Source organism: Pseudomonas sp. GL_091, assembly GCF_057837725.1.
This window is the reverse complement of record NZ_CM174451.1, coordinates 350,881-373,621: the sequence shown is the minus strand read 5'-3', so window position 1 is coordinate 373,621 and position 22,741 is coordinate 350,881. Positions and strand designations below refer to the sequence as shown.

The 22,741-nt window shown below is 61.3% G+C and carries 16 protein-coding genes and 1 pseudogene; 2 read left to right on the top strand and 15 right to left on the bottom strand.

Annotation, left to right across the window (positions count from 1 at the left end; genetic code table 11):
- Positions 1 to 35 precede the first annotated feature (35 nt).
- Together AC3ITY_RS01700 and AC3ITY_RS01695 are read left to right on the top strand one after the other, a co-directional pair.
- Positions 36 to 1,196, top strand: a pseudogene (locus AC3ITY_RS01700) (methyl-accepting chemotaxis protein); the annotation flags it as partial.
- On the top strand, positions 1,179 to 2,051 hold the full coding sequence (locus tag AC3ITY_RS01695; protein ID WP_489310753.1) for a methyl-accepting chemotaxis protein: 873 nt from the start codon (positions 1,179 to 1,181) through the stop codon (positions 2,049 to 2,051). The pseudogene AC3ITY_RS01700 and the gene AC3ITY_RS01695, both read left to right, overlap by 18 nt.
- A gap of 139 nt (positions 2,052 to 2,190) precedes the next feature.
- Here the strand turns inward: AC3ITY_RS01695 and mdoH are convergent, their stop codons facing one another.
- From mdoH to hutU, 15 genes are all read right to left on the bottom strand, one after another.
- Complete coding sequence (gene mdoH, locus AC3ITY_RS01690) at positions 2,191 to 4,761, bottom strand: glucans biosynthesis glucosyltransferase MdoH (protein ID WP_489307294.1); 2,571 nt, start codon at positions 4,759 to 4,761, stop codon at positions 2,191 to 2,193.
- On the bottom strand, positions 4,754 to 6,568 hold the full coding sequence (locus tag AC3ITY_RS01685; protein ID WP_489307293.1) for a glucan biosynthesis protein G: 1,815 nt from the start codon (positions 6,566 to 6,568) through the stop codon (positions 4,754 to 4,756). The genes mdoH and AC3ITY_RS01685 overlap by 8 nt, the downstream gene beginning before the upstream one ends.
- 321 nt (positions 6,569 to 6,889) lie before the next feature.
- Entirely contained in the window at positions 6,890 to 7,327 is a 438-nt protein-coding gene (gene dtd / locus AC3ITY_RS01680) for a D-aminoacyl-tRNA deacylase (protein ID WP_223446469.1), read from the bottom strand.
- Positions 7,324 to 8,295 (bottom strand): prolyl aminopeptidase, encoded by a 972-nt coding sequence (pip, locus tag AC3ITY_RS01675; protein ID WP_489307292.1) that lies wholly within the window; start codon positions 8,293 to 8,295, stop codon positions 7,324 to 7,326. Before pip ends, dtd begins: the two co-directional genes overlap by 4 nt.
- 104 nt (positions 8,296 to 8,399) lie before the next feature.
- Positions 8,400 to 9,305 carry an alpha/beta hydrolase gene (locus tag AC3ITY_RS01670; RefSeq protein WP_489307291.1) on the bottom strand — a complete coding sequence of 302 codons (906 nt, stop codon included), beginning with the start codon at positions 9,303 to 9,305 and terminating at the stop codon, positions 8,400 to 8,402.
- A gap of 139 nt (positions 9,306 to 9,444) precedes the next feature.
- Positions 9,445 to 10,401: a choline ABC transporter substrate-binding protein gene (gene choX / locus AC3ITY_RS01665; protein ID WP_489307289.1), complete on the bottom strand. Its 957-nt coding sequence runs from the start codon at positions 10,399 to 10,401 to the stop codon at positions 9,445 to 9,447.
- Between the two features lie 269 nt (positions 10,402 to 10,670).
- Positions 10,671 to 11,474, bottom strand: coding sequence for an N-formylglutamate deformylase (gene hutG, locus AC3ITY_RS01660; protein ID WP_489307287.1), 804 nt, complete (start codon positions 11,472 to 11,474; stop codon positions 10,671 to 10,673).
- Positions 11,475 to 11,484: 10 nt separating this feature from the next.
- Positions 11,485 to 12,690 (bottom strand): imidazolonepropionase, encoded by a 1,206-nt coding sequence (hutI, locus tag AC3ITY_RS01655; protein ID WP_489307285.1) that lies wholly within the window; start codon positions 12,688 to 12,690, stop codon positions 11,485 to 11,487.
- 17 nt (positions 12,691 to 12,707) lie between these two features.
- Positions 12,708 to 14,114 carry an amino acid permease gene (locus AC3ITY_RS01650; protein WP_489307284.1) on the bottom strand — a complete coding sequence of 469 codons (1,407 nt, stop codon included), beginning with the start codon at positions 14,112 to 14,114 and terminating at the stop codon, positions 12,708 to 12,710.
- A 110-nt stretch (positions 14,115 to 14,224) separates the two neighbouring features.
- A complete protein-coding gene (gene hutH / locus AC3ITY_RS01645; protein WP_489307282.1) occupies positions 14,225 to 15,757 on the bottom strand; it encodes a histidine ammonia-lyase in 1,533 nt (510 codons plus the stop codon).
- Between the two features lie 113 nt (positions 15,758 to 15,870).
- Complete coding sequence (gene hutH / locus AC3ITY_RS01640; RefSeq protein ID WP_489307280.1) at positions 15,871 to 17,394, bottom strand: histidine ammonia-lyase; 1,524 nt, start codon at positions 17,392 to 17,394, stop codon at positions 15,871 to 15,873.
- A gap of 170 nt (positions 17,395 to 17,564) precedes the next feature.
- A complete protein-coding gene (locus tag AC3ITY_RS01635; RefSeq protein ID WP_052960551.1) occupies positions 17,565 to 18,395 on the bottom strand; it encodes a quaternary amine ABC transporter ATP-binding protein in 831 nt (276 codons plus the stop codon).
- Entirely contained in the window at positions 18,392 to 19,243 is an 852-nt protein-coding gene (locus AC3ITY_RS01630; RefSeq protein ID WP_046039591.1) for an ABC transporter permease, read from the bottom strand. Before AC3ITY_RS01630 ends, AC3ITY_RS01635 begins: the two co-directional genes overlap by 4 nt.
- A 191-nt stretch (positions 19,244 to 19,434) precedes the next feature.
- Positions 19,435 to 20,403 (bottom strand): ABC transporter substrate-binding protein, encoded by a 969-nt coding sequence (locus AC3ITY_RS01625; protein ID WP_046039590.1) that lies wholly within the window; start codon positions 20,401 to 20,403, stop codon positions 19,435 to 19,437.
- A gap of 233 nt (positions 20,404 to 20,636) precedes the next feature.
- Positions 20,637 to 22,319 (bottom strand): urocanate hydratase, encoded by a 1,683-nt coding sequence (gene hutU, locus AC3ITY_RS01620; protein ID WP_223446450.1) that lies wholly within the window; start codon positions 22,317 to 22,319, stop codon positions 20,637 to 20,639.
- Between the last annotated feature and the right edge of the window lie 422 nt (positions 22,320 to 22,741).

Here is a 22,741-nt window from a genome sequence, read left to right as displayed (position 1 = left end):
GCAGCCGAACGGGAGCAAGCTCCCTCGCCACAGGGATGTTTTGCCTACCCGTACCTCGAGTAGTACCTACAGATTCAGGCATCCCTGCCGATACATCCCCCATAAAACCAAATTGTGGTCCGGGGAGTTTCAGCATGTACCAATGGCTAGCCGAGAATCTGGGAAACGTCAGCGTCAAACGCAAGCTGGAGATCGGCTTCGGTCTGGTGCTGTTACTGACCCTGCTGATCACCTTCACCGGCTGGAGCGGCCTGAGCGGCGTGACCAGCCGTGGCGATAAACTGGGGTTCATCGCCAGTCTCAACGACCTGACCAAGGACCTGCGCATTGCACGCCTGGATTACGAGATGCGTCGCGGTGAACAAGGTCCCGGCGCCGTCAATGATCTGTTGGGCAAACTTGAAAGCGGCCTGCAAACCGCCCGCGGCCTGATCGAGCAACCGGCTGATACGGCCATGGTCGATCAACAACTGGCCGCGGTCGCCGAATTCCGTCGCGCCTTCAGCGACATGACCCAGGCCGGTGCCCAGCGTGAAGACGCCCGCAGCAAACTCGGCGCCACCGCCGACAACGCCGTGGCCCGCGTCGCCGACGTGGAAAAATCCATGCTGCAAGGCGACAGCGTGGCGGCGTTCAACAGCGTGATCGACCTGAGCAAGCTGATCCAGCAGGCGCGTTTCCAGGTTCGCGGCTACACCTACAGCGGCAAGAGCGAAGCCGAACAGCCAGCCCTCGATGCGATCGACAACGCTCTGAAGAACCTCGAGAGCCTGCCGGCTAAACTGCCTGGAGAACACATCGCCAACCTGCAACAGGCAACTGATTCGCTGAAGGCCTATCGCGCCGCCGTCAGCCAGTTCCGCGACTCTCAGGTAGCCAGCGCCAAGGCCCTGGTACGCATGTCTGCCCAAGGCGACATCCTGGTGGACATGAGCCAGAAACTCACCGTCTCGCAAACCGTCGTGCGCGACACCGACGCCGCCCACGCCAAGAACATGCTGACCCTCGCCACCGTACTGGCCATCGCCTTCGGCCTGCTGGCCGCCTGGGCGATCACCCGGCAGATCATCATTCCGTTGAACCAGACCCTGGCCGTCGCCGAGCGCGTCGCCGGTGGCGACCTGACCCACAACCTGACGTCGCAGCGCCGCGACGAACTCGGCCAGTTGCAGCGTGCCATGCAGAGCATGACACAGGGCTTGCGCGAACTGATCGGCGGCATCAGCGATGGCGTCACGCAGATCGCCAGCGCCGCTGAAGAGCTGTCCGCGGTCACCGAGCAGACCAGCGCCGGGGTCAACAGCCAGAAGGTCGAGACCGATCAGGTCGCCACTGCCATGAACGAAATGGCCGCCACCGTGCAGGAAGTTGCGCGCAACGCCGAAGAAGCCTCTGAAGCCGCCGTCGCTGCCGACCAGCAGGCCCGTGAGGGCGACAAAGTGGTCGGCGAAGCCATCGCCCAGATCGAACGCCTGGCCAAGGAAGTCGGCCACTCCACCGAAGCCATGGGCGAACTCCAGCGTGAAAGCGACAAGATCGGCAGCGTGCTCGACGTCATCAAGTCCGTGGCCCAACAAACCAACCTGCTGGCGCTCAACGCGGCCATCGAGGCTGCCCGTGCCGGTGAAGCCGGGCGTGGTTTTGCCGTGGTCGCAGACGAAGTCCGCAGCCTGGCCCAGCGCACCCAGAAGTCCACCGAAGAGATCGAAGAGCTGATCGTCGGCCTGCAAAACGGCACCCAGCAAGTCGCGACCATCATGGACAACAGCCGCACCCTGACCGACAGCAGCGTCGAACTGACCCGCCGCGCCGGCAGCTCACTGGAAAGCATCACCCGCACCGTCTCGGCGATTCAGGCGATGAACCAGCAGATCGCCGCTGCCGCCGAACAGCAAAGCGCCGTGGCCGAAGAGATCAACCGCAGCGTGCTGAACGTGCGGGATGTGTCGGATCAGACGTCGGCAGCCAGTGAGGAGACCGCAGCCTCCAGTGTTGAACTGGCGCGACTGGGTACACATTTGCAGATGCTGGTGGGCAAGTTCAGGGTTTGAGTGGCACCCCATCGCGAGCAGGCTCGCTCCCACACCGACCTGCTCGAACACAATACCTGTGCCAGGCACGGCCCCCTGTGGGAGCGACGCGGTATAACTTTTGAAGCCATAAAAAAACCCGCTCTCGCGGGTTTTTTTATTATGCCAACTGAGGCTGTTCGCTCATTGGCTTGAGCGGCAGCAGCGGTGCATGGGGGTCGGCCTTGACCGACTTACGCCAGGCGCCCAGCCACTCGGCGTGGCCTTCGCTCCAGACCTGCTCATGCAAGCGAGCCAATGCCACCGGGTCGCTCAACAGTTGCACACGCTCGTTGTTGGTCAACCCTTCCGGACCAACCTTCATCGCGTGACGAACCCGTTCGATCCGCAGCCATTCGATCGGCTCGGCCTGATTGTGCCGGGAGGTCGCCAGCGAGCACGCCAGGGCGTTCTGCTGTGGATCGACCACCGAACGGACGAAGCCGTCGTTCAGCGCGTGCCAGCGGTTTTCGTGGGTGTACTGGTCGGTTGCCAGCAAGGCCTGCGGCGGATTGTATTCCTCGGGAATCAGGAACAGGCTCTCGTCACGGGACTTCAGACCCAGGCCGACACGGCTGGAGATCACCGACACCGGGATCGACAGCATCAACGAGCCGACGATCGGCACCAGCCACCACAGGAAGCTCGGGTTCAGCCAGATCACCAGCATGGCCCAGAAGAAGCCCAGCAAGGTCTGCGGACCGTGGCGCTTGACCGCTTCGCTCCACGGCGTGGAGTCATCGTCACGCTGCGGCGAGTTCCAGGTCGCGGCCCAGCCGAGGAATGCGGCGAGGACGAAACGGGTGTGGAAGATCATCCGCACCGGCGCCAGCAGCATGGAGAACAGCATCTCCAGCAGCATCGACAGGGTCACCTTGAACTTGCCGCCGAACTCTTTCGCACCCTTGGCCCAGATCAGGATGATGCTCAACAGTTTCGGCAGGAACAGCAGCACGATGGTGGTCGAGAACAGCGCAATCGCCTTGTCCGGGTGCCATTGCGGCCACAGCGGATAGAGCTGGCGCGGTTCGAGGAAGTACTGCGGTTCCATCAGCGTGTTGACCGCCAGCAGCGCAGTCGACAGCACCAGGAAGAAGAACCACAACGGCGCCGACAGGTAGGACATCACGCCGGTCAGGAACACCGCGCGGTGCACCGGGTGCATGCCCTTGACCAGGAACAGGCGGAAGTTCATCAGGTTACCGTGGCACCAGCGACGGTCACGCTTGAGTTCGTCCAACAGGTTTGGCGGCAGTTCTTCATAGCTGCCCGGCAAGTCGTAGGCAATCCACACGCCCCAGCCTGCACGGCGCATCAACGCGGCTTCAACGAAGTCGTGGGACAGGATCGAGCCGGAGAACGCGCCTGTACCGGGCAACGGCGCCAGGGCGCAGTGGTCGATGAACGGCTTCATGCGGATGATCGCGTTGTGGCCCCAGTAGTGCGACTCGCCCAGTTGCCAGAAGTGCAGACCGGCGGTGAACAACGGGCCATACACGCGAGTGGCGAACTGCTGCATGCGCGCATACAGGGTGTCCATGCCCGACGCACGTGGCGCGGTCTGGATGATCCCGGCGTCCGGCGTGGCTTCCATCAGGCGCACCAGACTGGTCAGGCACTCGCCGCTCATCACGGAGTCGGCGTCGAGTACGACCATGTACTTGTAGTCACCGCCCCAGCGACGGCAGAAGTCGTCGAGGTTGCCGCTTTTACGTTTTACGCGACGACGGCGGCGACGATAGAAGATCTTGCCGAAGCCCCCGGCTTCACGGCAGACGTCCAGCCAGGCCTGTTGCTCGGCGACACAGATATCAGCGTCGTTACTGTCGCTGAGGACGAAGAAGTCGAAGCGATCCAGGTCGCCCGTGGCCGCGACCGACTCGAAAGTCGCGCGCAGACCGGCGAAAACCCGTGGCACGTCTTCGTTGCAGATCGGCATCACCAGGGCGGTGCGCGCATCCTTCGGAATCGGCTCGTTGCCGGCACTTTTACCGGAGATACGGTATTTATCGTGGCCGGTGAGCAATTCGAGGAAGCCCATCAGTGCGGTCCAGAAACCGGCCGAGACCCAGCAGAACAGAATCCCGAACAGGATCAGGATGCTGGTCTGCAAGGCATACGGCAGCACTTGTGTGGCGGTTTGCAGCAGTGGCTGATGCAGCACTTCGTTGAGATCGACGAACGACCAGCCCTGATACGGCATGATGCCTTTCATGTACCAGCCGGCGACGATGGTCTGGCCGAGCATCAGCAGCAACAGAATGTAGCGACGGATCGATCCGACGGTGCGCCAGCGCGCGGCCGGCAGGACACGTTCGTCCTTCGGCGGCTTCGGCGGGTTGGTTCGACCGGTCATCCGACGCCAGCCACGTACCAGAATGTTGGTGCGCCACGGCTCCGGCACGACCTTGGTCCGCCGGATCGGCGGGGTCGCCTTGAGGCAAACCCGGCCGTTGGCGTCGAGCGCCAGCATTTCCGCGTCCTGCAGCTCTTCGGCGGTGCTCAGGGTCAGGCGTTTGCCCACCGAAGCCTGGGCGGCTTCGGTCGGGGCGTCGAACGTCGAGGATGACAGGCGTTCATGCAATTCGCTGAAAGACTGGCAGCCCGCGAGTTCCGCGCGCTGCTGGTCGGTCATCGGCAGATGCGCCAGATACTCGGAAAGAGTTTCTGGCCGTACTTGAGAGTTACTCATCGGCAGGCAACTGATAGCTCCAGGTCTCGGTCAGGACTTCTTCAGTCGGGGCCGATTCCGGTGTGGCTGGGGCCGCGTCGGCAGCGACAGGCTGCTTGGCGTCTTTATTGGCCTTGTCCTTGGCATCTGCAACAGGCTTCGCTTCAGCCTGCTTGGCCTCCGCTTGCTTGGCTTCCTTGTCCGCTTTCTCTTGTTGCTTGGCGGCAACCTTGTCGGCCTTGGCAACCGACGAGTTCGACGCTGGAATCGAAGTCTTGGCCAGATCCGCCGGCACGATGTTCTGTACCAGCGCGGCACGCATCTCGGTGGACTTGCCCGGATCCTTGATCTTCATCCGCAGGGTCAGGCGCCAGCCCTTGGTTTCAGGGTTGTAGCGCACGCTGTTTTCCACCAGCTCGGCGTTGTCGCCGACGCTGACCTGGCTGCGAACGTCCGCATCGGCCGGCAAAGCCGCCAGGGACGGGCCTTCGAAGTCCACCAGGTAGGCAACGCTGCCGTCCGGCTGACGAATCAGGTTGGACTGTTTGACGTCACCGGTGGAACGCAGGGTTTGTTTGACCCAGGCGCTGTCCGGCGCGTGAATCGAGTCTTCATCCATGGTCCAGTGCATACGATAAGCGACATCGAGTGGCTGGCCAGGTTCCGGCAATTTTTCCGGGTTCCAGAAGGCAACAATGTTGTCGTTGGTTTCGTCGGCGGTCGGAATCTCGACCAGGTCGACTGTGCCCTTGCCCCAGTCACCCTTCGGCTCGATCCAGGCGCTTGGGCGCTTGTCGTACCGGTCGTCGAGGTCTTCGTAGTGGCTGAAGTCGCGGCCACGTTGCAGCAGACCGAAGCCGCGCGGGTTTTCCACGCTGAAGTTACTCACCGCCAGGTGTTTCGGGTTGTTCAGCGGACGCCAGATCCACTCGCCGTTGCCGGCATGGATCGCCAGACCGCTGGAGTCGTGCAGCTCGCGACGGTAGTTCAGTACTTTCGACGGCTGGTTCGCGCCGAACAGGTACATGCTGGTCAACGGGGCGATACCCAGTTTGCCGACCTTGTCACGCAGGAACATCTGCGCCTTGACGTCGACGATGGTGTCGCTGCCCGGACGCAGGGTCAGGCGATAGGCGCCGGTGGCACGCGGAGAATCCAGCAGGGCGAAGATCACCAGGTGCTTGTCGCCTGGCTTTGGCTGCTGGATCCAGAACTCGCGGAAACGCGGGAATTCTTCGCCGGACGGCAAGGCGGTATCCAGCGCCATGCCGCGAGCGGACAAACCATAGACGTGACCCTTGCCGACGACGCGGAAGTAGCTCGCGCCGAGCATGGTCATGATTTCGTCTTGCTTGTCGGCCTTGTTGATCGGGTACAGCACACGGAAACCGGCATAACCCAGTTGTTCGGTGGCCTTGGGATCGAACTGCATGTCGCCGAAGTCGAAACGACTCGGGTCGTACTTGATCTCGTCGACGGTGTTCGCGGTGATTTCGTTGATTTTCACCGGCGTATCGAAATGCATGCCCTGGTGATAGAAGGACAGCTTGAACGGCGTCTTCTGATCAGCCCACTCGGCTTTTTCCGTCAGAAAACGAATTTTCTGATAGTCCGCGAACTTCATGTCGCGGAACTCGTTCGGCAGGTTACTGCGCGGCGCTTCGTATTTCTGCGCGGCCAGCTCTTTTGCCTTGGCCGATACATCATCCAGACTGAATGCCCAAAGCTGACCGGTGCTGAGCAGGCAGAGCAGTGCAGAGCCCGCTACCAGGGCGCTGCGTAACCGTTTGGCAGACAATTTTGGTGCGTTACAGGGACTAACAATCACGAGCAACCCTCGCCGAAAACAGATCAAAAAACCAACGGCCAGTTAAAGGGCTTGCACGGTGTACGGTATGAAAAAACCGCCCTTGCAAACCACTCTTGCCAAGTTGGCGAGCATTGTTCCGACTCCGCTGGGGCGAAATGATTCCCCAATCGGATCCGGACAAGTCTCTACCTAAGTCAAAATGGACCAACGAACGCTGATCCCCGTAGCGCGGGATTATCTAGTAGGCCGCGTTACAACGCATCAGGGGTAACAAAGTATTTATCGCGAAAAAGCCCTGTTTTCAGTCGAAATGAACGTAAAAACTTGTTTCAAACGCTTTCAGGTCTGTAACAGGAAGGTTACCGGGCCATCATTGACCAGGTGCACCTGCATATCCGCGCCGAATCTACCTGATGCCACAGTGCCATGCACCTGTTTCGCTTTGTTCAATAGATAGTCGAATAGTTCCTCGCCCAGCGCCGGAGGGGCCGCGGTCGAGAAACCCGGACGCAGCCCGCTTTTGGTATCGGCAGCCAGGGTGAACTGAGAGACCAGCAGCAGCCCGCCGCCCACATCCGCCAGGGACAAATTCATCTTGCCCTCAGCGTCACTGAATACCCGATAGTTAAGCAGCTTATTAAGAAGTTTGTCGGCGCTGGCCCGCGTATCGTCGGGCTCGACGGCTACCAGCACCAGCAATCCCTGATCGACGGCACCCACGATCTCGCCCGCAACCTCGACTCGCGCGCCGCGCACCCGTTGCAGCAGGCCCTTCATGCTTCTTCAGGAGGCAGGTCGAGCAGACGCCGGGCCATCAGATTGGCGGCGCGTACCAGAGCGTCGGTAATTCCCGGTTCGGAAGCGGCATGACCGGCATCGCGGATGACCTGCAGTTCGCTGTTCGGCCAGGCTTGATGCAATTCCCAGGCGTTATCCAGCGGGCAGATCACGTCATAACGACCATGGATGATCACGCCGGGCAAATGGGCGATCTTGCCCATGTCGCGGATCAGCTGGTTCTGCTCCAGGAAGGCGTGGTTGCTGAAGTAGTGGCATTCAATGCGGGCAATCGACAACGCACGTTGTGGTTCGGAGAAGCGATCGACTACCAGCGGGTTGGGACGCAGGGTCGCGGTGCGGCCTTCCCAGGTGGACCAGGCCTTGGCCGCGTGCATCTGGGCGATCTGGTCGTTGCCGACCAGACGCTTGTGGAACGCGGTAAGCAAGTCGTCGCGCTCGTCCAGCGGGATCGGCGCGATGTAGTCCTGCCAGTAATCGGGGAACAGACGGCTGGCGCCGGCCTGGTAGAACCATTGGATTTCCTGCGGACGGCAGAGAAAGATCCCGCGCAGGATCAAGCCGTGTACCCGCTCAGGATGGGTTTGCGCATAGGCCAGCGCCAGGGTCGAACCCCAGGAGCCGCCAAACAGCACCCACTTGTCGATGCCCAGGTGCTGGCGAATCCGCTCGAGGTCGGCGACCAGGTCCCAGGTGGTGTTGTTTTCCAGGCTGGCGTGGGGCGTGGAGCGACCGCAGCCGCGTTGATCGAAGGTGACAATGCGATAGAGGTTGGGATCGAAGAAGCAACGACTCTGGGCATCACATCCGGCACCGGGGCCGCCGTGGATGAACACCACCGGCAAACCTTCCGGTGAACCGCTTTCATCGACGTAAAGGGTGTGGGTTTCGTCGACGGCCAGATCGTGCCGGGCGTGGGGTTTGATCTGCGGGTACAAAGTCTGCATTGCGCACTCCGTAAGGGGTCGAGGTCATCCCTGGGGGGACTTCTATTATTCTGCCGTCCGGCATCATAAACCCGAATTACGTCAATGAGCATGCCCGTGCAGAGTCAGAGTTTTGCCGACAGATATCCGAACAAGGTTTCGTACAGCGCATCGACCTCGGCCGCCTGCCCTCGGGCCCGCAAACAGCCATGGACCAAGCCCTCGCCGACATACAGCGTGGCAACCACGGCCGCGGCATTGAGTCGCTCGGCATACAGCACGCCGTCATCACGCAGCGGGTCGAATTGCGCCACGGCGATCAATGCCGGTGGCAGTCCGCTGAAATCCGTGGCGAGCAATGGCATGGCGTAGGCGTTCGGATGGCGGGTGCCTTGCAGGTAAAGCGCGTGATAGCAATCAACGTCACTGCTGCTGAGTAACGGCGCGTCGATGCACTCACTGCGCGACGGCAGGCGCTGATCGCCGCCCAACCCCGGATAGATCAGAACCTGCGCGCACGGCAGCGGTTCGCCGGCATCGCGCAGCGCCAGGCACAAGGCCGCCGCGAGGTTGCCACCGGCACTGTCGCCGGCCACCAGCGTACGCGCAGGGTCGAGTTGATACGGCCCGGTGCGCAGTGCTCGCCAGACCTTCAGGCAATCATCGAACGCGGCGGGAAACGGATGCTCCGGTGCCCGGCGGTAATCGACGGCGATCACCCGTACACCGAGTGTCGATGCCCATTCGGCGCAGATGAAATCGTGGGAATCCAGATCCCCCACCACCCAGCCGCCGCCATGCAGATAAACGATGCTCGACGCACCGCTGACCGGTGGCTGATAGGAACGAACAGCAACACCGGCCAACTCGAAATCGACCACGTGCAATCCGGCGGGGCGCGCCGGAGTAAACGCCCGGCACATCTCGCTGTAGGCCTGGCGCAACCCGGTGATACTGCTGTCGGTGCTGTTGAAACTCAGGGTTTTGTCGACGAATGCCGTCATTTGCCTGGAAAGCGGGTAAGGAGCCATGAGCCTGGTGCCCGTTCAGGAAAGTGGGTGAAGTCCCCCTGTAGGAGCGAGCCTGCTCGCGATGGCGGCGTGTCAGTCGACATCAATTCTGAATGTCCTACCGCTATCGCGAGCAGGCTCGCTCCTACAGGTTTTGCTGTCAGTGATTCAGGCTGGCCTGAACCGTGGTCACGCCATCCTTGCCATCGAAACTGCTGACACCCGCCAGCCAGCGCTGCAAGTCTTCGGGATGGTCACGCAGCCATTTTTTCGCGACATCCTGAGCCGTTTGGCGCTCCATGATCGGCACCATCAACTGACTTTCCTGGGCGGCGGTGAACGTCAGGTTTTCCAGCAGCCGATTGACGTTCGGGCAGCGCACGGCGTAATCCGGGGCAGTCACGCTGGAGACGGTTGCGGCACCTTCATTCGGCCCGTACACGTCTTCGCTGCCGGTCAGGTAGGCGATTTTCATGTTGATGTTCATCGGATGCGGGGTCCAGCCGACGAACACCACGAACTCCTTGCGATTCACGGCGCGCTGAACGGCGGCGAGCATGCCGGCCTCACCGGACTCGATCAGTTTGAAATCCTTGAGGCCAAAGTGATTGGTCTCGATCATGGTCTTGATCGTGGTGTTGGCGCCGCTGCCCGGCTCAATGCCGTAGATCTTGCCGCCGAGTTGATCCTTGAACTTGGCGATGTCGGCGAAGGTTTTCAGACCGGCCGCTGCCACATAGTCAGGGACCGCGAGGGTGGCCTGGGCATCGGCCAGGCTCGGTTTATCCATGACCTTCACCTGATTGGCGGCCACGAAGGGTGCAATGTTTTTATCCATCGCCGGTTTCCAATACCCAAGGAAGATGTCCAGGCGCTTGTCGCGGATGCCGGCGAAGATGATTTGCTGCACGGCGCTGGTCTGCTTGCTTTCGTAGCCAAGCCCATTGAGCAGCACATCGGCCATGCCGCTGGTGGCGATCACGTCGGTCCAGTTGACCACGCCCATGCGCACGGTTTTGCAGGAAGCGTTGTCCGCGGCCATGGCGCCGGCGCTCAACAGAGCGGTGCCGCAGAAGATTGAGAGACAGCGGGTGAACAGACCTTTGGGGCTTGTCATAGAGAGCATTCTCGTGCGGCAGCGGATTATTGTCGGGGCGGTGTCTAGTGCACCGTGGCCAGAACATTACGCAGCAGACGAGCAGTGAAAGCGACCTGTGGCGACCGTGTTTTGCACGGTGGCGACTGTCAGCCTAACCTGTAGGAGCGAGCTTGCTCCGGGCGGCGTTCCGACGATGATCGTGAACGGTAACGCGCCCAGTCAGACACCCCGCGACATTCTCTGGTTTTTCGCGAGCAAGCTCGCTCCTACAGAGACCGCACCAAGCCTTAATGCCCGTAGTGCTTCTCGCCCCAGGCCAGCAGCCCTTGCAGCAACTCCTTGAGCACCACCCGCGTCGGCTCCGCCAGGTCCGGACGATAACGGAACGGCTCGAATTCTTCCATATAGGTGCACTGCCCCAGCTCCAGTTGCACGGCGTGAATGTTCTCGGCCGGGTTGCCGTAATGGCGAGTAATGTGCCCGCCCTTGAAGCGCCCGTTGAGCACGTGGGTGTAATTGTCGTGAAGCGCGCAGATCGCTTCCAGTCGAGTCGCAAGCTGTGGATCGCAACTGGCGCCGTTGAAGGTGCCGAGGTTGAAATCCGGCAACTTGCCGTCGAACAGGTGCGGGATGATCGAGCGGATCGAGTGGGCATCGAACAGCAGCGCGTAGCCGAACTCGGCCTTGAGACGCGCCAGTTCCTGCTGCAGTGTGCTGTGGTATGGCGTCCAGATTTGCTCAAGATAGGTTGCCCGCTCTTCTTTCGAAGGCTCCAGCCCTTCACGGAACAATGGCACGCCGTCGAACAGCGTGGCCGGGTACAGGCCAGTGGTCGCGCCCACGTACAACGGTTTGTCGTCGGACGGCCGGTTCAGGTCGATGACGAACCGCGAGTACTCGGCGGCCAGGGTGCTGGCCCCCAGTTCGGCGGCGAAATCGTACAGTTGCGGGATGTGCCAGTCGGTGTCCGGCAGGCTTTTCGCGTCAGGGATCAACCCGGCTTCGACCGCAGGCGTCAGGCGTACACCAGCGTGGGGCATGCTGATCAGCAGCGGTACGCGGCCTTGTTTGAAGTTCAGAACCTTATCCACAACAGATCTCCTACAGACTTGATTCGACGCCGTGGCGCACGACGCGTTTTTCCAGGTCGCCGCCGAGCCAATAACACAGGTCGGCCGGACGATCGATTTGCCAGGCGACGAAATCCGCGACCTTGCCGACTTCCAGCGAGCCATGGGTGCTGGCCATGCCCAATGCGGTGGCGGCATGAATCGTCGCGCCGGCCAGGGCTTCTTCCGGGGTCATGCGGAAGCAGGTACAAGCCATGTTCAGCATCAGGCGCAACGACAGTGCTGGCGAGGTACCGGGGTTGAGGTCGCTGGCGATGGCGATTTTCACGCCGTGCTTGCGCAGGGCTTCCATTGGTGGCAATTGGGTTTCGCGCAGGAAGTAAAAGGCGCCGGGCAACAGCACCGCGACCGTGCCAGACTCGGCCATGGCGATGGCGTCGTCCTCGGTCATGAACTCCAGGTGATCGGCGGACAACGCGTGATAACGCGCCGCCAGGCTCGAGCCATGCAGCGACGACAACTGCTCGGCGTGCAGCTTCACTGGCAGGCCCAGTTTCTGGGCGGTAATGAACACCCGCTCGACCTGCGCCGGGGAGAACGCCAGGTACTCGCAGAACGCGTCCACCGCGTCCACCAATCCCTCGGCGGCCAAGGCCGGGAGCATGTCGGCGCAGATGTGATCGATATAGTCGTCAGCGCGGTCCTTGTACTCCGGCGGCAGGGCATGAGCCGCCAGGCAGGTGCTGCGCACGCTGACCGGCAGTTCCGCGCCGAGGCGACGGGCCACGCGCAGCATCTTGCGCTCGTTGGCCAGGTCCAGGCCGTAGCCGGACTTGATTTCGATGCTGGTGACGCCATCACGCATCAGGCTTTTCAGGCGCTTGGCGGCACTGGCGAACAGTTCATCTTCGCTGGCCGCGCGGGTGGCGCGCACGGTGCTGGCGATACCGCCACCGCTGGCGGCGATTTCCGCGTAGCTGACGCCTTGCAGGCGCTGTTCGAATTCGCCGCTGCGGTTACCGCCGAACACCGTGTGAGTGTGGCAGTCGATCAGGCCCGGTGTGACCCAGGCCCCGTTCAAATCATTGACGGCCGGGTACTCGCCCGCCGGCAACTCACCGCGCGGGCCGATCCACTCAATGTGCGCTCCTGACGTCACGATGGCCGCGTCCTCGATGATCGAGTAGACGCCTTGTGCCATGGTTGCGACGTGACAGTGTTGCCAGAGAGTTTTCATCCTTGGCCTCCATTAGGTTATCGATGAGAAAAAGTAGGGTCCTGCGTCACCAGGGCTGCCTGGCCCGCCGCCGGTTTCACCCACGTCAGGTAAGCCAGCACCAGCAACACGATCCAGACCACGCCGACGATCAGCGCTGCCTGGGTGTCCGGGAAATAACCCAGCACGCCGAAGATGAACAGCATGAAGGCAATCGCCGCCGCCGGCGCATAGGGCCAGAGCGGTACCGGGAATTTCAGTTGTGCCACCTGCTCGGCGCTCATGGACCGGCGCATGGCCACTTGGGTCACCAGAATCATCAGCCAGACCCACACCGTGGCAAAGGTCGCGATGGAAGCGATCAGCAGGAACACGTTTTCCGGGATCAGGTAGTTCAGCAATACGCCCAGCAACAGCGCGGCACTCATCACCACGACCGTCATCCATGGCACGCCATTGCGCGACAGGCGGGCGAAGCCCTTGGGTGCATGCCCTTGCTGGGCCAGACCGAACATCATGCGGCCAGCGCCGAAGATGTCACTGTTGATCGCCGAAATCGCCGCCGTGATCACCACGATATTGAGGATGGTGGCCGCCGAGCTGATGCCCAGCTTATCGAAAATCTGCACGAACGGGCTGCCCTGGCTGCCGATCTGCTGCCATGGAAAGATCGACATCAGCACCAGCATCGTCAGCACGTAGAACAGCAGAATCCGCAACGGTACGGCATTGATCGCCCGGGGTAGCACGTGCTGCGGGTCTTTGGCTTCACCTGCGGTTACGCCGATGATTTCAATACCGCCAAACGCAAACATCACCACCGCGAACGAAGCAATCAGACCGCCCATGCCATTGGGCATGAAGCCGCCCTGGGTCCAGAGGTTGCTGATGTCGGTCGCTTGGCCGGGGGCCGAGCTGATGCCGAACAGCATGATGCCGAAACCACCCAGGATCATCGCGACGATGGCCGCGACCTTGAGCAGCGACAGCCAGAACTCCATTTCACCGAAGACTTTGACGTTGCACAGGTTCAAGCCGCCGACGATGGAAACGACACCCAGCACCCAGATCCAGCGGGAAACCTCCGGGAACCAGAAGCCCATGTAGATACCGAATGCAGTGACGTCGGCCATGCCGACGATGACCATTTCGAATGCGTAGGTCCAACCGAGGATGAAGCCCGCCATCGGCCCCAGGTAGGTGCTGGCGTACTGGCCGAAAGAGCCGGCCACCGGGTTGTGCACCGCCATCTCACCGAGGGCGCGCATGACCATGAACACCGCCGCGCCACCGATCAGGTAAGCGAGCAGTACCGCGGGCCCGGCCATTTGAATGGCCGAGGCGGATCCATAAAACAGCCCGGTGCCGATCGCCGACCCCAGCGCCATGAAGCGAATATGTCGGGCAGAGAGCCCGCGTTTCAAACCTTTTTCTGCCTGTTGCATTTCTCGTCCCTAATTATTGTTATTCGACGCAAAATCGAATCGCGAGCAAGCTCGCCCCCACATTGGATGGCATGCACCCTGTGGGAGCGAGCCTGCTCGCGAAGGGGCCGTTACAGGCTAGGCAGCAACTTCGCCGTCACCAGCTCGTTCAAGCAACGCGAGGCCAACAGCTCAGACGCCGCATTGATGTCCGGCGCGAAGAAGCGGTCCTTCTCATAGAAAGGCACGTCGTTACGCAGGATGGCCCGAGCCTTTTCCAGTTTCGGCGAGGTTTTCAGGCCGTTGCGCAGGTCCAGGCCCTGAACGGCCGCCAACCATTCCACCGCGAGAATCCCGCGAGTGTTTTCAGCCATTTCCCACAGACGCTTGCCAGCCGCCGGAGCCATCGATACGTGGTCTTCCTGGTTGGCGGAAGTCGGCAGGCTGTCCACCGAGTGCGGATGGGACAACGCCTTGTTCTCGCTGGCCAGTGCCGCCGCGGTCACTTGGGCGATCATGAAGCCGGAGTTCACGCCACCGTTGGCCACCAGGAACGGCGGCAGTTGCGACATGTGCTTGTCCATCATCAGCGAGATACGGCGTTCGCTCAGGGAACCGATTTCAGCGATGGCCAAGGCCATGTTGTCAGCGGCCATGGCCACCGGTTCGGCGTGGAAGTTGCCACCGGAGATCACGTCACCTTCAGCGGCGAACACCAACGGGTTGTCGGAAACGGCGTTGGCTTCGATTGCCAGTACTTCGGCGGCCTGACGGAACTGAGTCAGGCAGGCACCCATGACTTGTGGCTGGCAGCGCAGGGAGTACGGGTCTTGTACCTTCTCGCAGTTTTCATGGGAGTCGGAGACTTCGCTGCGCTCGCCCAGCAGGTCGCGATAAGCGGCGGCGGCGTCGATCTGGCCTTTCTGGCCACGGGCAGCGTGGATGCGGGCGTCGAACGGCGAACGCGAGCCCAGGACCGCTTCAACGGTCAGGCCGCCGAGGGCCAAAGCGCCAGCGAACAGGTCTTCGCCTTCGAACAGGCCACGCAGGGCAAAAGCGGTGGACACTTGAGTGCCGTTGAGCAGCGCCAGGCCTTCTTTCGCGGCCAGGGTCAGCGGGGCAAGACCGGCGACTTTCAGCGCTTCGGTGGCTTCCATCCACTCGCCTTTGTAGCGCGCCTTGCCTTCGCCCAACAGCACCAGCGACATGTGGGCCAGCGGCGCCAAGTCACCGGACGCACCGACCGAGCCTTTCAATGGAATGTGCGGGTACACCTCGGCGTTGATCAACGCGATCAGCGCGTCGATCACCACACGACGGATACCCGAGAAACCACGGCTCAGGCTGTTGACCTTGAGCACCATGATCAGCCGCACCAGCTCATCGCTGATCGGCTGGCCGACACCGGCGGCGTGGGACAGCACCAGCGAGCGCTGCAGGTTTTCCAGGTCTTCGCTGGCGATGCGGGTCGAGGCCAGCAGGCCGAAACCGGTGTTGATACCGTAGGCGGTGCGGTTCTCGGCGAGGATCTGTTCCACGCAGGCAACGCTGGCTTCGATCTGGGCCGAGGCGCTGTGGTCGAGGGTCAGTTTCACCGGCTGCTGATAGACGTCACGCAGTTGGGCGAGGGTTAGTTGGCCGGGAATCAGGTTTAGCGCAGTCATTTTGTGCTCCTTTTGAGAGTTGTTGTTAACTCACCAGACGCTCCGGAGATGTCCGTTGTCCGTCGCGTCTGCCTTTTGGGGAGACGCGCCTTGGCACGCTGGTGTTGTTGAAATCAGTTCAGGTCTGGAAAAGCGTTGTGCAGCAAAATCGGGTCTTTCAATACTGCGGCAGCGGCGGCGATGTCCGGTGCCAACCAGCGATCCTGGTCGTAAGGAGCAACGTGCTCGCGCAGCAGACGCCAGGCAGCATCGGTGCCTGCACCGAAGCGTTGTTCTTTGAGGAACTCGAACGCCTGGGCCGCCAACAGGTACTCGATGGCGAGGATCTGCGTGCAGTTTTCCAGCGCGCGATGCAGCTTCAGCGCGGCGTTGGTGCCCAGGCTCAGGTGATCTTCCTGCAGGCCCGACGTCACGAAGTTATCCAGCACCGCCGGTTGTGCCAGCTGACGGTTTTCCGCGCACAGCGAAGCGGCGACGTATTGCACGATCATCATCCCGGAGTTCACCCCCGGGTTGGCCACCAGGAACGCCGGCAGGCCGCTGACGTGCGGGTTGATCAAACGATCCAGGCGACGCTCGGCGATGGAGCCGATTTCCGCCATGGCAATCGCCAGCAGGTCCGCCGCCATTGCCACGGACTGGCCGTGGGGGTTGGCCTGGGACACCACGCGGTAATTGTCAGCGGTGCCCAGCACCATCGGGTTATCGGTGGTGCCGTTGAGTTCGGTTTCGATCTGCCTGGTCGCGTGTACCAATTGGTCGCGAGCGGCGCCGTGCACCTGCGGGATCGAGCGAATGCTCAGGGCATCTTGCGTGCGAATCCCTTTGCTCTGGGCAATCACTTCGCTGCCGTCGAGCAAGGCCCGCAGGTTGATCCCGACCTGCTGCATGCCCGGGTGCGGCTTGAGCGCGATGATCTCGGCATCGAACGCGTCGATCTGCCCACGCTGGGCTTCGAAGCTCATGGCACCAATCACGTCGGCCCATTCCAGCAGGCGCGTGGCATCGGCAATCGCCAGGCAGCTCAGGCCGGTCATGCACGGCGTACCGTTGACCAGGCACAAACCATCCTTGGCACCGAGCTTGACCGGTTGCAGGCCTTCTTCAGCCAGCGCTTGCTGGGCGGAAACGACCTGGCCGCGATAGCTGACATTGCCGACACCCAGCAGTGCGATACCGATGTGCGCCATGTGGGTCAGGTAGCCCACGGAACCCTGGGACGGCACTTGCGGGGTGATGCCACGGTTGAGCAGCGCCAGCAGTGCTTCGACGACCTGACGGTGCAGGCCGGAATTACCATGGCTGTAGTTGACGACGGCGGCGCACATGATCGAGCGGGTCTGCTCGTTGGTCAGTGGCGCGCCAACGCCACAGGCGTGGCTGAGCAAGGTGTTGCGCGACAACTGGCTGAGTTGTTCGTCCTGCAACGAGACGTTGCACAGCGCACCCAGGCCAGTGTTGATGCCATAGGCACGCTCGCCGCTGGTAACGATGCGCTGGACGATGGCCTGCGCGTTTTCGATGCGCGCCCAGATCGGCGCCGACAGCTCAAGCTGTGCGCCATGACGAGCAACGGCGACCACATCCTGCCAACTGACCTGCGCTTCGGTGATAACGATTTTTTCAGCCTGGGACATCTGGAGCCTCATACAAAATTTATGGACGCATGACACCTGTGGCGAGGGAGCTTGCTCCCGCTGGGCTGCGTAGCAGCCCCAAAATACTTGCGACCGCTGCGCGCTGGATCGCCAGCCCGGTCGAACGGGAGCAAGCTCCCTCGCCACAAAAGCGGTCCCGCCACCAACCTTTAAACCACCGCCGCCCGACGCTGCACAAAGCGGTCGACATACTCATCCGCCGGCGAATGCAGGATCTCTCTCGGCGTGCCGACCTGGATCAGGCGGCCGTCCTTGAGGATCGCGATGCGGTTGCCGATGCGCACGGCCTCATCGAGGTCGTGGGTGATGAAGACGATGGTCTTGTGCAGGGTCTTTTGCAGCTCAAGCAACTGGTCCTGCATCTCCGCGCGAATCAGCGGGTCGAGGGCGCTGAACGCTTCGTCCATCAGGATGATGTCGGTGTCCGCCGCCAAGGCGCGGGCCAGGCCCACACGCTGACGCATGCCGCCGGAGAGCTGGTGCGGGTATTTGTTTTCGTAGCCCTTGAGGCCCACGGTGTTGATCCAGTGCAGCGCACGCTCGGCGCACATGGCTTTGGTTTCGCCACGGATTTTCAGGCCGTAGGCGACGTTGTCCAGCACGCTCTTGTGCGGCAACAGGCCGAAGCTCTGGAACACCATGCTGATCTTGCGCCGACGAAATTCGCGCAGGGCTTCCATGTCGTATTGCAGGATGTCCACGCCGTCCACCAGGATCGCGCCGCTGGTCGGGTCGATCAGGCGGTTGAAGTGGCGGACCAGGGTCGACTTGCCGGAACCCGACAGGCCCATGATCACGAAGATCTCGCCGCTGCCGATGCTCAGCGACAGGTCGTTCACGCCGACCACGCAGCCGGTTTCGGCCAGCACCTGGTCCTTGGTCTTGCCCTGGCCGACCATGGCCAGCGCGTCCTTGGCACGGTTGCCGAAAATCTTGAAGACGTTCTTGACTTCAATCTTGCTCACGGTTGCGTTGTTCATTTGCTCACCTCATGCCGTGCGCGACCGTACGCCTGTGTAATGCGGTCGATCACCACAGCCAGAATCACGATCGCCAGACCGGCTTCAAGGCCACGTCCGACGTTGAGGGTCTGAATCCCCACCAGCACGTCTTCACCCAAGCCACGGGCACCGATCATCGAGGCAATCACCACCATCGACAGGGCCATCATGGTGGTCTGGTTGATCCCGGCCATGATGCTCGGCAGGGCCAGCGGCAGTTGCACGCCGAACAGTTGCTGCCAGCGGTTGGCACCGAAGGCGTTGATCGCTTCCATCACTTCGCCGTCGACCTGGCGAATGCCCAGATCGGTCAGACGGATCAGCGGCGGTGCGGCGTAGATCACCGTAGCGAAAATCGCCGGGACCTTGCCCAGGCCAAACAGCATCAGCACCGGGATCAGGTACACGAAGCTCGGCATGGTCTGCATGATGTCCAGCAACGGCATCAGTATCGAACGCAGGCGGTTGCTGCGCGCCGAGAGAATGCCCAGCGGAATGCCGATCAACACCGAAATGATCGTCGCCACCATCATCAGCGCCAGGGTCTGCATCAGCTTGTCCCAGAGGCCGACCGCACCCACCAGGAACAGCAAACCAACGATGACGGCAGTGGTCACGACCTTGCGGGTCGCGTGCCAGGCCACGCCGGCCACGATCGCCAGCATCAGCCACCAGGGTGCAGCGCGCAGCAGGCCTTCGAGATTGACAATGGCCCACAACAGGGTGTCGGAGATGTGCCGGAACACGTCGCCGTAGTTGGTGACCAGCGAATCGACCCAACCGTTGACCCAGTCGGCGATGGAAAAGGTAAAGCTTTCGGGAAACATAAGAGACTCTCAATCAAGGGCTTTTCAGCACCGTAAGCGGTGCTGAAAAGCTTGCCCTTATAAACAAGCTGTTTGAAAACGTAGCGAGCGAAGGCAAGACAAGGCGAAAGCAGGCGAGAAAGCGGAGTTGACTTTAGTCAATGAGCATTTCGAGTCTGCTTTCAACGCAGTATTGCCGAGCGCAGTAGTTTTCAAAGCGCAGCGTCGATCTTCTTGGCTGCGTCTTCGCTCACCCATGCGTGCCAGACTTCAGGATGTTCCTTCAGGAAGATCTTGGCCAGTTTTGGTGATTCGATCCGCTCTTTGGTCATGCGCCCCAGGTTCTGGTTCAGCAGGTCGATTGGCACGTTGACCTTTTCCAGCACGGCCACCAATTCAGGCGCTTCGTCGTGGAAAGTCTTGGACAGGCCGACCTTGATATCCACGGTCTTGTTCACGCCTGGTTTCTCTTCGAGTTTCACCGCGTCGATCTGGCCCATCAGCGGCGTTGGCGACCAGTAGTAGAACAGGATCGGCTCGCCACGCTTGTAGCTCGACAGCACAGCGGCATCCAGCGCCGGGCCGGTGCCTGGGCGGAAGTTGGTGTAGGTGCTTTCCAGGCCGTAGCTCTTCAGCATTTCGCTGTTGTCGAGCTCGCAGGTCCAACCGGCCGGGCAGTTGTAGAAACGGCCCTTGGACGGCTCTTCGGCGTCCTTGAAGATCGCCGAGTATTTGCCCAGGTCAGCAATGTTTTTCAGGTCCGGAGCCTTGGCTTCCAGCTTGCGCTTGGCGTCGCCTTCGATCACGTAGCGCGGCACGTACCAGCCTTCGATCGCACCAACAACCGGCGCGCCGACACCGACGACCTTGCCGGCCTTCTCGGCCTTGTTCCAGACTTCACTACGGCCGACCCATTCTTCGGCAAACACTTGAATATCGTTGCTGCTCAGGGCGTTTTCCATGGTGATGGAGTTGCCCGGCAGGCTGTCAGTCTTGCAGTCGTAGCCTTTCTCCAACACGACTTGCATCACGTCGGTCAGCAGCATGGCGCTTTCCCAGTTCAAACCGGCGAACTTCACAGGTTTACCCGACTCGCACCAACTCGCCGCCTGAGTGGCGCCAGCGCTGGCCAGCAGGCCCATGGAAAGCAATGTGGTCAGCAGGGTCTTGTTCGATTTCATTGTTGTGACGCTCCTAATCATGAATTGGCTTACGGCAGTCAAGAGGCATCCAGCCCTGTCCACGTCCAATCAGGCCTGCGCCGCAGCGCGACCGACATTCAGCTTTTGTTCGGTGACAGCGTCCTGCTCGAAGCGGCAGGATCAAACGGTCTGGTATTGCGCAATGCCGCTGCGTGGCCAGTGAGAGCGAGCAGGCTCGCTCTCACATAAAAGCAGCTCCCACAAATCAGGCGTTACTTGCCGGTAATCATCGGCAGGTTCAACCCTTGTTCCTTGGCGCAGTCGATGGCGATCTGGTAACCGGCATCGGCGTGACGCATGACGCCAGTGGCTGGGTCGTTGTGCAGCACGCGAGCGATACGCTCGGCCGCTTCGTCAGTACCGTCGCAGACAATCACCATGCCCGAGTGCTGGGAGAAGCCCATGCCGACGCCGCCGCCGTGGTGCAGGGACACCCAGGTCGCGCCGCTCGCGGTGTTGAGCAGGGCGTTGAGCAGTGGCCAGTCGGAAACGGCGTCGGAACCGTCCTGCATCGATTCGGTTTCGCGGTTCGGGCTCGATACCGAACCGGAGTCCAGGTGGTCGCGGCCGATCACGATTGGCGCGGACAACTCGCCGCTACGGACCATTTCGTTGAACGCCAGGCCCAGCTTGGCGCGCAGGCCCAGGCCAACCCAGCAGATACGTGCCGGCAGACCCTGGAAGCTGATGCGCTCGCGGGCCATGTCCAGCCAGTTGTGCAGGTGGGCGTCGTCCGGGATCAGTTCCTTGACCTTGGCGTCGGTCTTGTAGATGTCTTCAGCGTTGCCCGACAGTGCAGCCCAACGGAACGGGCCGATGCCACGGCAGAACAGCGGACGGATGTAGGCCGGTACGAAGCCCGGGAAGTCGAATGCGTTTTCCACGCCTTCTTCCTGGGCCATCTGACGGATGTTGTTGCCGTAGTCGAAGGTCGGTACGCCCATTTTCTGGAAGTCCAACATCGCTTTGACGTGCACGGCCATCGATTGCTTGGCGGCCTTGATCACAGCGGCAGGTTCAGTCTTGGCGCGAGCGCGGTACTGGTCCCAGGTCCAGCCGGCCGGCAGGTAGCCGTTGAGCGGGTCGTGGGCGCTGGTCTGGTCGGTGACCATGTCCGGGCGCACGCCACGCTTGACCAGTTCTGGAAGGATTTCAGCCGCGTTGCCCAGCAGCGCGATGGAAATCGCCTTGCCTTCTTTGGTGTATTTGGCGATGCGGGCCAGAGCGTCGTCGAGGTCGGTAGCTTGCTCGTCGACATAACGGCTTTTCAGACGGAAATCGATGCTGACCTGTTGGCATTCGATGTTGAGCGAGCAAGCACCGGCCAAGGTCGCGGCCAGAGGCTGGGCGCCGCCCATGCCACCGAGGCCTGCAGTCAGGACCCAACGACCTTTCAGGTCATCGTTGTAGTGTTGGCGACCGGCTTCGACGAAGGTTTCGTAGGTGCCCTGGACGATGCCCTGGCTGCCGATGTAGATCCAGCTGCCGGCGGTCATCTGGCCGTACATGGCCAGGCCTTTGGCGTCCAGTTCGTTGAAGTGTTCCCAGCTCGCCCAGTGTGGAACCAGGTTGGAGTTGGCGATCAGTACGCGCGGGGCATTGCTGTGGGTCTTGAACACGCCGACCGGCTTGCCGGATTGCACCAGCAGGGTCTCGTCGTCGTTCAGGTTGGTCAGGCTTTCGACGATCTTGTCGTAGCATTCCCAGTTACGTGCAGCGCGACCGATACCACCGTAAACCACCAGTTCTTTAGGGTTCTCGGCGACTTCCGGGTCGAGGTTGTTCATCAGCATGCGCAGCGGCGCTTCGGTCAGCCAGCTCTTGGCGGTCAGCTTGTTACCGCGTGCGGCACGGATTTCAACGTCACGAAACTTAGTAGGTTTAATGTCAGTCACGAAAAAGACTCCTCAGCAATCAATCCAAACCAACCCAGGCAGTGGGCGAGCAAGCCAATGGGCATCAATGCACACCGGCGAATCAGTGGACGATGGTTGAGTCCTCGTGACTCATACACATACGTCTTTACTTGTACATACAAGCATATGCAATCAAGCGGCCAACTTGTTGGATGAGCATTCAAGAAAAATTCTGAAAAGGCTGGAGAGCCCATGGAACAAGGGTTCTGGCGTAGATGAAATTTTTCGCGGGGATTTTTTTGTGGCGGTGGGATGTTGTTACTGGAGCGTGGTTTTGCGCCACACTGGGGCGTTCGGTAACAAAGTGGTGCGCGATGGGAAACGAAGAGTTACTGCTTTTTTGTGGCGAGGGGGCTTGTCGGACCGCCGCACCGCCCCGTTCGACTGCGAAGCAGTCGCAA